General features: G+C 66.0%; 15 protein-coding genes. 9 read left to right on the plus strand and 6 right to left on the minus strand.

Annotated elements, in window-relative coordinates:
* The first annotated feature begins 70 nt into the window (after nt 1-70).
* Complete coding sequence (locus RCF13_RS03720) at nt 71-1,258, plus strand: MFS transporter (RefSeq protein WP_061480093.1); 1,188 nt, start codon at nt 71-73, stop codon at nt 1,256-1,258.
* A 48-nt stretch (nt 1,259-1,306) separates the two neighbouring features.
* Here RCF13_RS03720 and RCF13_RS03725 read toward each other — a convergent pair whose 3' ends face one another.
* The 5 genes from RCF13_RS03725 to RCF13_RS03745 form a co-directional block, all read right to left on the minus strand.
* Nucleotides 1,307-1,987, minus strand: coding sequence for a DUF2058 family protein (locus RCF13_RS03725; protein WP_061480094.1), 681 nt, complete (start codon nt 1,985-1,987; stop codon nt 1,307-1,309).
* A gap of 10 nt (nt 1,988-1,997) precedes the next feature.
* The gene (locus RCF13_RS03730) at nt 1,998-2,240 is read right to left on the minus strand and encodes a SlyX family protein (protein ID WP_005410256.1); all 243 of its coding nucleotides are present in this window, start codon (nt 2,238-2,240) and stop codon (nt 1,998-2,000) included.
* Nucleotides 2,233-3,582 (minus strand): UDP-glucose/GDP-mannose dehydrogenase family protein, encoded by a 1,350-nt coding sequence (locus RCF13_RS03735; protein WP_053499456.1) that lies wholly within the window; start codon nt 3,580-3,582, stop codon nt 2,233-2,235. The genes RCF13_RS03730 and RCF13_RS03735 overlap by 8 nt, the downstream gene beginning before the upstream one ends.
* Before the next feature lie 23 nt (nt 3,583-3,605).
* A complete protein-coding gene (locus RCF13_RS03740; protein WP_014037761.1) occupies nt 3,606-4,583 on the minus strand; it encodes an FKBP-type peptidyl-prolyl cis-trans isomerase in 978 nt (325 codons plus the stop codon).
* Between the two features lie 96 nt (nt 4,584-4,679).
* Entirely contained in the window at nt 4,680-5,267 is a 588-nt protein-coding gene (locus tag RCF13_RS03745; protein ID WP_134969017.1) for a glutathione peroxidase, read from the minus strand.
* Nucleotides 5,268-5,633: 366 nt separating this feature from the next.
* Here RCF13_RS03745 and RCF13_RS03750 point away from each other — a divergent pair, with 366 nt between their 5' ends.
* The 7 genes from RCF13_RS03750 to RCF13_RS03780 all read left to right on the plus strand — a co-directional run bounded on the left by RCF13_RS03750 (nt 5,634) and on the right by RCF13_RS03780 (nt 10,212).
* Nucleotides 5,634-5,870 (plus strand): hypothetical protein, encoded by a 237-nt coding sequence (locus RCF13_RS03750; RefSeq protein WP_134969016.1) that lies wholly within the window; start codon nt 5,634-5,636, stop codon nt 5,868-5,870.
* A gap of 2 nt (nt 5,871-5,872) precedes the next feature.
* Entirely contained in the window at nt 5,873-6,232 is a 360-nt protein-coding gene (locus RCF13_RS03755; protein WP_005417481.1) for a GntR family transcriptional regulator, read from the plus strand.
* Nucleotides 6,232-7,107: an ABC transporter ATP-binding protein gene (locus RCF13_RS03760; protein WP_061480097.1), complete on the plus strand. Its 876-nt coding sequence runs from the start codon at nt 6,232-6,234 to the stop codon at nt 7,105-7,107. Before RCF13_RS03755 ends, RCF13_RS03760 begins: the two co-directional genes overlap by 1 nt.
* Nucleotides 7,104-8,132, plus strand: coding sequence for an ABC-2 transporter permease (locus RCF13_RS03765; protein ID WP_134969015.1), 1,029 nt, complete (start codon nt 7,104-7,106; stop codon nt 8,130-8,132). Before RCF13_RS03760 ends, RCF13_RS03765 begins: the two co-directional genes overlap by 4 nt.
* A gap of 25 nt (nt 8,133-8,157) precedes the next feature.
* The gene (locus RCF13_RS03770) at nt 8,158-9,045 is read left to right on the plus strand and encodes a DUF4097 family beta strand repeat-containing protein (RefSeq protein ID WP_308140884.1); all 888 of its coding nucleotides are present in this window, start codon (nt 8,158-8,160) and stop codon (nt 9,043-9,045) included.
* 29 nt (nt 9,046-9,074) lie between these two features.
* Entirely contained in the window at nt 9,075-9,680 is a 606-nt protein-coding gene (locus tag RCF13_RS03775; RefSeq protein ID WP_061480100.1) for a hypothetical protein, read from the plus strand.
* A 106-nt stretch (nt 9,681-9,786) separates the two neighbouring features.
* A complete protein-coding gene (locus tag RCF13_RS03780; RefSeq protein WP_061480101.1) occupies nt 9,787-10,212 on the plus strand; it encodes a hypothetical protein in 426 nt (141 codons plus the stop codon).
* Nucleotides 10,213-10,320: 108 nt separating this feature from the next.
* Here RCF13_RS03780 and RCF13_RS03785 read toward each other — a convergent pair whose 3' ends face one another.
* Complete coding sequence (locus RCF13_RS03785; protein ID WP_134969013.1) at nt 10,321-11,748, minus strand: class II fumarate hydratase; 1,428 nt, start codon at nt 11,746-11,748, stop codon at nt 10,321-10,323.
* 292 nt (nt 11,749-12,040) lie between these two features.
* On the opposite strand from RCF13_RS03785, the gene purB reads away from it, so the two are divergent.
* Entirely contained in the window at nt 12,041-13,408 is a 1,368-nt protein-coding gene (purB, locus tag RCF13_RS03790; RefSeq protein ID WP_134969012.1) for an adenylosuccinate lyase, read from the plus strand.
* Nucleotides 13,409-13,714 lie beyond the last annotated feature (306 nt).

Raw genomic sequence — 13,714 nt, forward strand, 5'->3', positions numbered from 1 at the left:
GCCGGGCCATGCCCGGCGTCATCTCCCGTCCGCCGGGCATGGCCCGGCGCTACCGTGCATTATTCCCGCGATGACCGTTCCCGTTGCCCGCCTCTCAAGTTTCTACTTGTTCTACTACGCGGCGCTCGGCGCGTTCACGCCGTACTGGAGCCTGTTCCTGACCGCGCGCGGGATGAGCGTGACCGCGATCAGCGTGATGATGGGCCTGTGGTACGCCACCCGCGTGATCGCACCCAGTACCTGGACCTCGCTGGCGGCCGCATCACCGCGACCGATCCGCCTGCTGCGCGTCGGCTGCATGCTGACCCTGCTCAGCTTCGCTGCCTTCCTGCTGCCACTGCCGCAGCCGTGGATGTACCCGGCGATGATCGTGTTCTGCTTCTTCTACAACGCGGTGATGCCGCAGTTCGAGTCGATCACCCTCACCCACCTGGGCAACGACAGCCATCGTTACGGGTTGATCAGGGTCTGGGGCTCGCTCGGCTTCATCGCCGTGGTCACCCTGTTCGGCTGGCTGATCGAAGGCGATGGCGCCGGCAACCACGCCGGATTGTTGCCGTGGATGATGCTGCCCCTGTTCGTGCTGCTGGTTGCCTCGGCCTTCAGCAACCACTACGCGCGCGACATCGGCAGGACGGCGGATGATGCCAGCGGCTTCTGGCAGATCGTGCGCCGACCGCCGGTGCTGGCATTCTTCCTGGCCGCCTTCATGGAACAGCTGTCGTTCGGCCCGTACTACACGTTCTTTTCGGTCTACATGGACCACCACGGTTACCGCACCACCACCCTCGGCCTGCTGTGGACCATCGGCGTGGTCTTCGAAGTGGGCGTGTTCTTCACCATCGGCCGCTTCTTCCGCCGCTACGACGCCAGCTGGATGCTGCTGATCGCACTGGTCAGTTCCTGCCTGCGCTGGGCCGTGACCGCACTGTTCCCGGAGAACCTGCCGGTGATGCTGCTGGCGCAGACCGCGCACGCGCTGGGTTTTGCCGCGTTCTTCGCTGCAGCGATGCAGATGCTGGCGACCTACTTCCCCGGTCGTCTCAACGGCCACGGCCAGGGACTGCTCTATGGATTCTCGTCGGGTGTCGGCGGTGTGCTGGGCGCGCTCATTGCCGGCCAACTGTGGAAGATCGACGACGGCCGCACCGCGTTCCTGGCCGGCAGCGGCTTCGCCCTGATTGGCGCCCTGCTCTGTTTCTTCGCGCTGAGCCTGCCGCTGATCCGTGCGCGGCGCAGCACTGCGTGCACCCGGTAACGAAAACGCCGGGCAATGCCCGGCGTTTTCATCACGCAGCAGATGCAGTTACCAGACCAGGTCGTCCGGCACCTGGTACTGCGGATCCGCGTACGGATCTTCCTCGGCCGGCGCATTCGGATCGACCTTCAGCGCCACCGACGGGGCGAACACCGCCTCGGACTGTGCCAGCACGTCGGCGGTCACCAGCAGGTAGCGCCCGTTGAGCTGGACCACTCCAAGCTCGCCGGCATTGAGCGCGGTCAGCTGTTCGGCGGTCACATAGATGCGCTTGATCTTGCCGCCATACGGGAAGTGGCGGGCGATGTCGGCCGCTTCCGAGTTCAGGCTCTTGTCCTTCAGCAGTTCTTCCAGCTTGGCCTTGGCCTCGCGGCGTACGCGCGCCTCTTCCTGTTTCAGACGCTCGGCCTCGATGCGCTCTTCCTTTTCGCGTTGCGCGCGGATGGCATAGGCCTTGGCCAGATCCATCTCTTCGGCGCTGCGCGGCGTGCGCGGGCCCTGCTGGCCCGGGCCACGCGACTGGCCGGGCTTGCCCGGGCGACCGTGGCCATGCCCACGACGCTCGCCGGGCTTGTGCTCGCCCTTGCCAGCGCCCTGCGGCTTTCCATTGCCGTTGCCACCCTTGCCCTGCGGGCGACCGTCACGGCGGGGGCCATCATTCTTGCGCTCGGGCTTGGGCGCGGGCTTGAAGCCCAGGCCCATCAGCTGGTCGCGGAGGGTATCGCTCATAGGATTCGGATCAGTAGTGCGGCGGCGGCGGTTCGCTCGCCGGATCGGAAGAATTCAGCGCGTTGCGGACCTTGCCCAGGTCTTCCAGCAGCACGCGCAGCACGTCGGCGTTGCGCATGCCCTGCATGCGGGCATCGGCCAGCGCATCGCTCAGTTCGGCCAGCGCCTGTTCCTGGAAGGACACGCGCATTTCCAGTTCGACCAGGCGCGCTTCCAGCGCCTGCTCGCGTTCGGTTGGCAGCAGATCAGACATGCAGCGAGCGCCCCCGGCCGATGCCGTAGTACGCCAGGCCCGCCGCTTCCACATCCGCCGGCTCGTACAGGTTGCGGCCGTCGAACACCACTGCGTCCTTCAACTGCTCGCGCAGCATCTGGAAATCGGGGCTGCGGAACTGCTTCCACTCGGTCACCACGACCAGTGCATCGGCCCCCTGCAGCGCCTCGTCGGCACTGCTGCAGAACACCAGATCATCGCGCTCGCCGAAGATGCGCTGCGACTCGTGCATCGCTTCCGGATCGTAGGCACGCACCGTCGCGCCGCCTTCCCACAGCTGCGCCAGCAGGCGACGACTGGAAGCTTCGCGCATGTCATCGGTATTCGGCTTGAACGCCAGGCCCCAAACGGCAAAGGTCTTGCCACGCACACCTTCGTCTTCACCCTTGTCGTAATGACGTTGGATGAGGGCGAACAGATGGCCCTTCTGCGCATCGTTGACCGCTTCCACGGCGTTCAGCAGCTTCGGCTCCAGGCCGGCCTGCTGCGCGGTGCGGGCCAGCGCCTGCACATCCTTGGGGAAGCACGAGCCGCCGTAACCGGCGCCCGGGTAGATGAAATGCCAGCCGATGCGCGGATCCGAGCCGATGCCCTGGCGGACCTGCTCGACATCGGCGCCGACACGTTCGGCGATGTTGGCGATTTCGTTCATGAACGAGATCTTGGTCGCCAGCATCGCGTTGGCTGCGTACTTGGTCAGCTCCGCCGAACGTACGTCCATTTCCACCACGCGGTCGTGGTTGCGGTTGAACGGCGCGTACAGGCGCCGCATTACCGCCACCGACTCGGCGCTGGTCGCGCCGATGATGATGCGATCCGGGCGCATGCAGTCGGCGACAGCGTCGCCTTCCTTCAGGAATTCCGGGTTGGACACCACATCGAAGGCGATGTCCGCGCCACGTGCCGCCAACTCTGCGGCAATGGCGGCACGCACCTTGTCGGCGGTGCCCACCGGCACCGTTGACTTGTTGACCACCACGGTCGGCACGCTCATGTGCCGGCCGATGGTGCGGGCCACAGCCAGCACGTACTGCAGATCGGCGCTTCCATCCTCGTCCGGCGGCGTGCCGACGGCGATGAACACGACCTGGCCGTGGCCGATCGCGGCCGCGGCATCGGTGGTGAACGCCAGCCGCGACGCGGCGTGGTTGGCCTTCACCATCGGCTCCAGGCCCGGCTCATAGATCGGGATGATGCCCTGGTTGAGGCCATCGACCTTGGCCTGGTCGATATCGACGCAGACCACCTGGTGGCCGACGTCGGCCAGGCAGGTACCGGTCACCAGCCCTACATAACCGGTACCGAAAATCGCAACGCGCATGTCCGTGCAGGCTCCGTGGTCGCTTACGGCAGGACGCCCAGCAGCTCGACGTCGAAGGTCAGAGTCGCATTCGGGCCGATCGGGCCACCCGGGGTGCCGTTCTCACCGTAAGCCAGCTCACCCGGGATCCAGAAGCGGTACTTCGACCCGACCGGCATCAGCGCGACGCCTTCGGTCCAGCCCTTGATCACCTGGTCCAGGCCGAACTCGGCCGGCTGGCGACCATAGGAGCTGTCAAACACGGTGCCGTTGAGCAGCTTGCCTTCGTAGTTCACGCGCACCTTGCTGCTCGGCAGCGGGCGCTCGCCGCTACCCGGGCGGATGATCTGGTACTGCAGGCCAGACGGGGTGGTGACGACGCCCGGCTGGGTCTTGTTCTTGGCCAGGAACGCGTTGCCTTCCTCGCGGTTGGTCTGCGCAGCGGCGGCGGCCTTGGCCTGCATCTCGGCCTGCTTGCTGCCCATGAAGGCCTGGATGGTGGCGGTCGCGTCAGCTTCCGTCATCTTCGGCTGGCCCTTGCTCAGGCCTGTGCTGATCGCGTCAAACAGCGAGGCGACATCAATGTCGTCCTTCAGCTGTGCCAGCGACGGGCCGACCGAGTACGAACCGATCATCTGCGACACTTTGACGCGATCGACCTTCGGCGGCTGCGAACCCGGCGCCATGCCCGGCACCTGCTGGCCACTGCGGGCCATCACGACCTGGCGCAACGCGGCATCGGTGGCCTTGGCCTGTTCCTGGGTGATCTGCGGCTGCAGGCCTTCGAACGAACGCTCCACGGCAGTGCGCAGCGCGGCCACATCGATCTCATCGGCGATCGGGGTGAACGACTTGGCGACATCAAGGCCGATGGCGTAGCCGAGCTTCTGCTTGGGGGAATTCAAGGTTGCGGTCTCCTTGGCGGCTGCGGGGGCAGCCGGTTGTTGCGACAGAGCGACACCCGAAGTGCCCATCGCCAGAATCAGAACCGACGCCGCGGCGCCGCGCATTCCCATCTTCATTCGCTGCATTCCTGGAAGTGTCTGGGCGCCGACGTCGGCGCGAAAAGAAACATTGTCGCACGCATGCCGTCGATGTCGAGGCATCCGTGCCGGATATCAATGCGTGGCGGCTGCGGCCAGCGCCTTGTCGATGGCGGCGGTCAGCTGCGGATCGTCCGGCGTTACCTTGCTGGCGAACTGGGCAATGACCTTGCCATCGCGGCCGACCAGGTACTTGTGGAAGTTCCAGCCCGGCGCCACGCCGGTGGCCGCGGTCAGCCTCTGGTACAGCGGCGTCGCCTGTGCACCGACGACATGCACCTTCTCGAACATCGGGAACCTGACGCCATAGGTGAGCGTGCAGAAATCCTGGATCTGCTTTTCGTCACCGGGCTCCTGGCCCTTGAAATCGTTGGACGGGAAACCGAGCACGGCAAAGCCGCGGCCGGCGTAACGCTTCTGCAGCGCCTCCAGGCCTTCGTACTGAGGGGTATAGCCGCACTTGCTTGCGGTATTGACCACCAGCAGTACCTGCCCGTGGTAGCGCTGCTGCAGGTTGACCTGCTGCTTGCTCGCCAGTGGGCGGTACTGCAGGTCCAGCAGATCGGCCGCCAGCACATGGGCGGAACCGGCCAGGCCGGCCACCAGCAGGGTCAGCAGGGACAGGCCGCGCAGGCGGCGCGGGATAACGGTCGGCAGGGGCATCGAGAGCGGTCCGCGGTAGCCATTCACAGGGCCGGCCGGTAGCGGCCGGGAATCGGCCGAACTATAGCACCGCCCCCGCCCCCCCCTTGTTGCGGCAAGCGCCAGCGGCTTTGCGCGGCGTGGCGTCTTCCCGCTGGCCTTACCAACGACGGCACAGTGATGACATAGCATGGACAACACTGAATGGCAGGCGGAACTGGATCAGCCCCTACTTCAAATTTATTTCCCTTTCCAATCAAATGGATAAGTGGATATTTCAGCAATTTGACCACCCCTGCCATCAGTTGGGGACGGCAGGGGCTTGCACCCAGGCGTGCCGGTGTTATAGTTGCATACAACACCAGTCACCTGAGACAGGGGGAAGCCATGAACGCCCGCATCCGTCGCAACCTTACCGCCCCCGCGGCCGCTGCTGTTTCGACCCTGATCGTGCTGGCCTGGCTGGCCACGCCCACCACCCCCGCCTCTCCCGACAGTGCGCAGGATGCAAACGCTGCACCGGCCGGGAACGCCGCTTCCTCCCCCCCTCCCCCGCGTCGGCTGCACAGCTCCCTGTCCATGCCGTATTTCTCGTTCGCCCAGCCGCTGACCCCACGGAGCTGAACATGAGCGACATCCAGTGGAGCGACGGCGCTCCCATCTACCGTCAATTGAAGGAGCGCGTGATCGCCATGATGCTCGACGGAATCCTGAAGCCGGGCGATGCCCTGCCTTCGGTGCGCCAGGTGGCCGCCGACTATCAACTCAACCCCATCACCGTTTCGCGCGCCTACCAGGAACTGGCCGATGAAGGCCTGGTCGAGAAGCGCCGCGGCCTGGGCATGTTCATGACCGAGCAGGCGGCCACGCAGCTGCGCAGCAGCGAGCGCGAGCGCTTCCTCAACGAAGAATGGCCCGCGGTGCTGGAGCGCATCCAGCGCCTGGGCCTGAGCCTTGACGAATTGCTGCCCCAGGGGAACGTCTGATGAACAGCACTGCAAGCGAACCAGTCATCACCGCGCGAGGCCTGCGCAAGGCCTACAGGACCACGGTAGCCCTCGACAACGCCAGCTTCAGCATTCCGAGCGGGCGCATCGTCGGCCTGATCGGCCCCAACGGCGCCGGCAAGACCACCGCACTGAAGGCCATCCTCGGCCTCACCTCGGTGGAAGGCGACCTGAGCGTGCTCGGCCGGGATCCGCGACTGCATCGCGACGAGCTGATGAATGACATCTGCTTCATCGCCGACGTCGCCGTGCTGCCGCGCTGGCTGAAGGTGCGCGAGGCGATCGACTTCGTCGCCGGCGTCCACCCGCGCTTCGACCGCGCCCGCTGCGAGCGCTTCCTGGCCAATACCAAGCTGCAACCGAAGCAGCGCGTGCGCGAACTGTCCAAGGGCATGATCGTGCAGCTGCACCTGGCGCTGGTGATGGCCATCGACGCCCGCATCCTGGTGCTGGACGAGCCCACTCTCGGCCTGGACATCCTCTATCGCAAGGAGTTCTACCAGCGCCTGCTGGAGGACTATTTCGACGAACAGAAGACCATCATCGTCACCACCCATCAGGTGGAAGAGATCGAGCACATCCTCAGCGACGTCATGTTCATCCGTGATGGCCGCATCGTGCTCGACGCGGACATGGACGATGTCGGCCAGCGCTACACCGAGCTGCTGGTCAACGCCGACCAGCTGGAGACCGCACGTGCGCTGAAGCCGATCGACGAGCGCAGCCTGGCGTTCGGCAAGACCGTGATGCTGTTCGATGGCGTGCCGCGCGCCCAGCTCTCCACCCTTGGCGAGACCCGCAGCCCGGGCCTGGCCGATCTGTTCGTCGCCATCATGAAGGGGACCTACGCATGAATGCCGTCAACCACGCCGTCAGCCCGATGGGCACCCTGCGCTGGCTGCTCAAGCGCGAGTACTGGGAGAACCGTGGCGGTTTCCTGTATGCACCGCTGATCGCCGGCCTGATCTCGCTGGTGATGAGCACCGTCGGCATCGCCTTCGGCCTGTTCGCCCTGCACCGGGCCGCGCGTGATGGTGGCCTGCACATCGACGGCGAAGACGTGAACATCAACGGCCTGGACCTGGCCCTGCTGACCCGCGACATCAGTGCCAAGGACCTGGCTGACCTTGGCAACGGCCTCGACCTGACCCTGGTGCTCAGCTCGGCCTGGCCGTTCCTGGTACTGGCCTTCGTGGTGTTTTTCTACTGCCTGGGTGCCCTGTACGACGACCGCCGCGACCGCAGCATCCTGTTCTGGAAGTCACTGCCGCTGTCGGATACCCAGACCGTGCTGTCCAAGGTGATCAGCGCACTGATCGTGGCCCCACTGATCGCGGTGATCGCCGGCATCATCACCATGTTCGGCTTCATGCTGGTGATCAGCATCGTCGCGCTGATGCACGGCGGCAGCCCGATGACCCTGATCTGGGGCCCGGCCAGCCCGCTGACCCTGGCCGCCGGCCACCTGGCCTGGATCCCGGTCTACGCCCTGTGGGCCCTGCCCACCGCCGGCTGGTTGCTGCTGTGCTCGGCCTGGGCCCGCAGCAAGCCGTTCCTGTGGGCGGTGATGCTGCCGCTGTTCGCCGGCGTCATCGTCAGCACCACCAAGGTGATGCCGCTGATCGGCCTGACCACGGGCTGGTTCTGGCAGAACATCGTTGGCCGGCTGCTGCTGGGCGGCGTACCGGGCACGGACCTGGTGTATCGCCTCAGCGCCGAGGAAGGCACGCGTCGCGACCTCGAATCGGTGGTCAGCCTGATGTCGCCGGCCTCGCAGCTGAAGTCACTGGCGATGCCGGAACTGTGGATCGGTGCTGCCGTCGGCGCCGTGTTCATCGTCCTTGCCATCCGTCTGCGCAAGCGCGCCGGCGAGATCTGATTCCATCCACCCGGAGGCACCACCCATGCGTACCCTGCTCGCCTGTTCTGCGTTGTTGCTGTTGCCGCTGTCGGCGCTGGCCGCCGATGCTCCGAACTGCAAGTTCACCGCTGCCCGCGCGCTGAAGCTGGACGTGGCCGGTGCCAAAGCGGTGGTATTCGAGGTCAACCAGCATGACCTGAAGGTGGTCGCCAGCGCCGGCGGCGGCCAGTTGGACGGCCGCGCCTGCGCGTCCAGCCAGGAATGGCTGGAGCAGCTGGTACTGGACCAGCGCAAGGTGGGCGACAAGCTGGTGGTGAGCCTGCGCCGCGACGGCCGCCAGAGCGGCATCAGCCTGGGCAACAGCTATGCCTGGCTGGACATCCGTGGCAGCGTGCCGGACAACCTGCCGCTACAGTTCAAGGTCGGCTCCGGCGATGCCAGCGTGGAAAATGCACAATCGCTGAGCGTGGACGTCGGATCTGGTGATGCCATCGTGCGTGGCACCCGCGGCAGCATCCATGCAGCGGTGGGTTCGGGCGACCTGGACATTGACGGCGGCAGTTCGCTGAACCTGCTCTCGCTGGGTTCCGGCGACGTCAAGGTGCGCAACATCGGTGGCGATGCGGTCACCGGCACTGTCGGTTCGGGTGACCTGAAGATCAGCGATGTCCGCGGCAACGCACGACTGGACACGGTCGGTTCCGGCGACATCGGGTTCAAGCGCGTGCAAAGCAACGTCGAGGTCGGTGTGGTCGGCTCGGGCGATGTTGATCTGTCCGACATCGGCGGCAATGTGCATGTACGCAGCCACGGATCGGGGGACATCCAGGTCGATGGCGTGCGCGGCAGCCTGACCGTCGACCACAGCGGCAGCGGCGATGTCGGCCACCGCAACGTCAGCGGCGCCGTCACCCTGCCCCGTAAGAAGTAACCGCTACCTGACCGATCGAGGAAACTGCCATGAATCTGCTGCGCGTGCTGCCTGCCACCCTGCTGTGTCTGCCGCTGATCGCCTGCGGCGGCACGTCCTCCACGCCTGATACCACCGTCGGCAAAAGCGTGGCCGACGCGACCAGCGGGGTCGGCCAGACTGTCAAGGAGGCCATGGACGATGCCCGCAAGGACATCACTCAGGGCAACATCAAGATCTCGGCCGACAAGCAGCCGCGTGCCGAGATCACCCCGGATGGCCACCTGCTGATCGACGGCAAGGACGTGCCGGCCAACGAAACCCAGCGCCAACGGCTGCTGGAATATCGCGGCCACGTCGTCGCCATTGCAATGGACGGCATGGATGTCGGCCTGGCTGGCGCCAAGCTCGGCGCCAGCGCTGCCGGCGAAGCGCTGAAGGGCATTTTCAGCGGCGACAGCGAAGGCATCGAGAAGCGGATCAACGCCGAGGCCGAGAAGATCGAGGCCCAGGCCAAGCGCATCTGCAACCGCATGCCGGCGATGCTGGCCAGCCAGCAGGCACTGGCGCGTGAGCTGCCGGCGTTCAAGCCCTACGCAACGATGGACCAGAGTGACGTCGACGACTGCGGCAAGGACACCGTGGTCCAGCGCTAGGCCTGTGACAGATCAGCGCACCCGGCCGGCAGCGGCGCCCCGCTGCCGTCCGTAGCGTGCCGACCGGCTTACAATGGCGGCCCCGGACGCCCCCGAACCGAATGCCATGAAGAAGTTGTTCCTGCTGCTGGCCGCCCTGCTCTGCCTGGGCCTGGTCGGCTGTGACAAGGATTACCGCAACCACCGCGCCGAGCGCGGCAAGCCAAAGATTTCCGTCAGCGAAGGCATGGTGACCGTGCGTCGCCCGCCGGCACCGAACATCATCATCCTCGGCGATGGCACGATGAAGGTGGACGAGATCCAGATCCCGCTGGACCAGGGGCAGAAGCAGATGCTGCAGACGATGTTCGGCAGGCTGCAGGTGCTGCGCCAGAACACCCTGGTCGCCGCCCCGGCCGATCCCAACATGCAACCGGTGAAGATCCAGCCGCCGGAGGGCATGGAAGTGATTCCGGCGGACCTGATCCAGCGCATCCCCGAGTTCAAGGATTACACCGACACGTTCGGCAACATCGTCGCCGACCGTCGCTGAAGCAGAAACGCCGCCCCAGGGCGGCGTTTCCTTTTGTAGAGCCGAGCCCATGCTCGGCTACTGCCCGGAATCTGAGCCGAGCATGGGCTCGGCTCTACAACCAGCAGATCAACCGCCGGCGCCACCACCGCCAGCCTGGATGCCACCTGCGGTCAGTGCGGTCGGATCCAGCAGGCGCCGCAATTCGGCCTCCTTCAGCCCGCTGTCTTCCAGTGCCACGTCCAACACCGGGCGCTGTTCCTTGTAGGCACGCTTGGCAATGGCCGCGGCCTTCTCGTAGCCGATGATCGGGTTCAGTGCAGTAACCAGGATCGGATTGCGCGCCAGCGCTTCGGCCACGCGGTCCTCGCGCACCTTCAGCCCGGCGATCGCGCTGTCGGCCAGCAGCCGCGACACATTCGCGAGCAGGCCGATGCCATCGAGCAGGTTCACCGCGATCAGTGGCAGGGTGACGTTGAGCTGGAAGTTGCCGGTCTGTCCGGCCACGGTGATTGCCGTGTGGTGGCCGATCACCTGCGCGCAGGCCATCACGGTCGCTTCCGGAATCACCGGGTTGACCTTGCCCGGCATGATCGAGCTGCCCGGCTGCAGTGCCGGCAGTTCGATCTCGCCCAGCCCGGCCAGCGGACCGGCGTTCATCCAGCGAAGATCATTGGCGATCTTGATCAGCGCCACGGCCAGTGCATTGAGCTGGCCCGACAGTTCCACGGCATCATCCTGCGCGGCCAGGCCTTCGAACTTGTTCTCGGCGCTGTCGAACTTGAAACCGGTCTGTTGCTTCAGTGCCTTGGCCACCTGCGCGCCAAAACGCGGGTCGGCGTTGATGCCGGTGCCGATGGCGGTGCCACCCAGCGGCAGGCGGCGCACGCGCTTGAGACTGTCTTCGATGCGCTCCTGCGCCGAGGCCAGCTGTGCCGACCATGCGCCGAACTCCTGCTCGAAGGTCAGTGGCATCGCGTCCATCAGGTGGGTACGGCCGGTCTTGACCACCTTGCGCAGGCTGCGACCCTTCTTGTCGAGAGTCTTGCGCAGGTGCACCAGCGCCGGCAGCAGCTGTTCGTGCGTGGCCAGCACCGCCGACACCCGCAGCGCAGTCGGAATCACGTCGTTGGAGCTCTGCCCCTGGTTGACGTGGTCATTGGGATGCACGGTGGTCTTGCCCGCCTTGCCGGCACGGTTGGCCAGGGTGGCGATGACCTCATTGGCATTCATGTTCGACGACGTGCCCGAGCCGGTCTGGTAGACGTCGATCGGGAAGTGCGCGTCCCAGTTGCCGGCGGCCACTTCGGCAGCAGCGGCCTGGATGGCCTTGGCCACAGACTTCGGCAGATGTCCCAGCTCGGCGTTGACGCCGGCGGCGGCGCCCTTGACCAGGCCCAGGGCACGGATGAAACCGCGCGGCATGCGCTGGCCCGACACCGGGAAGTTCTGCACGGCACGCTGGGTCTGCGCGCCCCACAGGGCGTCTGCAGGCACCTGCAGCTCGCCCATGCTGTCGTGTTCGATTCTGAAACCCTTGCTTGCAGCTTTGCTCATTGCATCAACTCCGCACTACTTCAGTTGGGGAAAGGGAAGCGGCGGCTGGCAGGGTGTCGCTTCCCGGGCTGGCGGCTGCGCCAACGATACTCCCTTGCCCGCAGCGTGGGATGACGAGGACGGGCCAGAACGTTCCGTCCGCAGGGCCGTGTTGTAGAGCCGAGCCTGCGCTCGGCTGGCCCGTGGGCGCTGGATTACCCGGAGCAGCCGAGCGTAGGCTCGGCTCTACAGGGCACGCCTGCCCGGCACGTCGTAGAATATGGCCCCCGCCGCTCGTCCCAGCCCTGCCGACATGTCCGATTCCGCCCTGCTCGCCCTGTCCCCGCTCGATGGCCGCTATGCCGGCAAGGTCGACGCCCTGCGCCCGATCTTCTCCGAGTACGGCCTGATCAAGGCCCGCATCACGGTCGAGGTGGAATGGCTGCTGGCCCTGGCCGCCGAGCCGGGCATCGTCGAGCTGGCCCCGTTCTCCGATGCCGCCGTCGCCCGCCTGCGCGCGCTGGCCGCCCGTTTCAGCCCGGCCCAGGCCGCGCGTGTGAAGGAGATCGAGCGCACCACCAACCATGACGTCAAGGCGGTGGAGTATTTCATCAAGGAACAGCTGAAGGACGATTCCGAGCTGGCCCCGGCGCTGGAATTCGTGCATTTCGCCTGCACCAGCGAAGACATCAACAACCTCAGCTACGGCCTGATGCTGGAACAGGCCCGCCGTGAAGTGCTGCTGCCGACCCTGGACGGCATCGCCAGCACGCTGCGCACCCTGGCCCACGCCCAGGCCGGCCAGCCGATGCTGTCGCGCACCCACGGCCAGACCGCCTCGCCGACCACCCTGGGCAAGGAACTGGCCAACGTGGTCGCTCGCCTGGAACGCCAGCGCCGGCAGATCGCCGCGGTCGAACTGACCGGCAAGATCAACGGTGCGGTCGGCAACTACAACGCCCACATCGCCAGCTACCCGGACGTGGACTGGCCGGCCTTCGCCGAGCGCTTCGTGACCGGCCTGGGCCTGGTATTCAACCCGTACACCACGCAGATCGAGCCGCACGACAACGTGGCCGAGATCGGCGATGCCGCGCGCCGCGCCAACATCATCCTGATCGACCTGGCCCGCGACATCTGGGGCTACATCTCGCTGGGCTACTTCAAGCAGCGCCTGAAGGAAGGCGAAGTCGGCTCGTCGACGATGCCGCACAAGGTCAACCCGATCGACTTCGAGAATGCGGAAGGCAATTTCGGCATCGCCAACGCCCTGTTCGAGCACTTCAGCGCCAAGCTGCCGATCAGCCGCTGGCAGCGTGACCTGACCGATTCCACTGTGCTGCGTGCGCTGGGCACCGCGTTCGGCCACAGCCAGGTGGCGCTGGATTCGCTGGCCAAGGGCCTGGGCAAGCTGGAGGTGAACCCGCAGCGCCTGGATGCGGATCTGGACGCGGCCTGGGAAGTGCTGGCCGAGGCCGTGCAGACGGTGATGCGCCGCCATGGCCTGCCGAACCCGTACGAGCAGCTGAAGGCGCTGACCCGTGGTCAGGGCATCACGGCCGAGTCGATGCGTGCGTTCGTGCAGGAGCTGGAGCTGCCGGCGGATGCGAAGCAGCGTCTGCTGGAGATGACCCCGGGCAGCTACACCGGCCTGGCCGAGTCGCTGGCGAAGAAGATCTAAGGGGGTTGCTTGCGGCGGCGGCCGCGGGCGCTGCCTGCGGCAGGCAACGGCAACCGCGACGTCAAAAGCGGCTCTGGGTTGCTGCGAGCTGGGCGGGGCGGGTTGGGTTCGCGGGGGACGCCGTGAATCCGTCCGTGGAGGCTTGGCAGCCGCATCCATGCGGCTGACTGATCTGGCCCCCCGTCAGCGGACGCCAAGAAGCGATACTTTGATCGCACTTGGAGGTCCCTTATGTCCCGTATCACCCGTCGTAGCTACACCGATGAGTTCAAGCACCAAGCCGTGGAGTTGGCCGAGTCGCTCGGA

Source organism: Stenotrophomonas maltophilia group sp. RNC7 (genome assembly GCF_030910085.1).
GTDB classification, from domain to species: domain Bacteria; phylum Pseudomonadota; class Gammaproteobacteria; order Xanthomonadales; family Xanthomonadaceae; genus Stenotrophomonas; species Stenotrophomonas sepilia.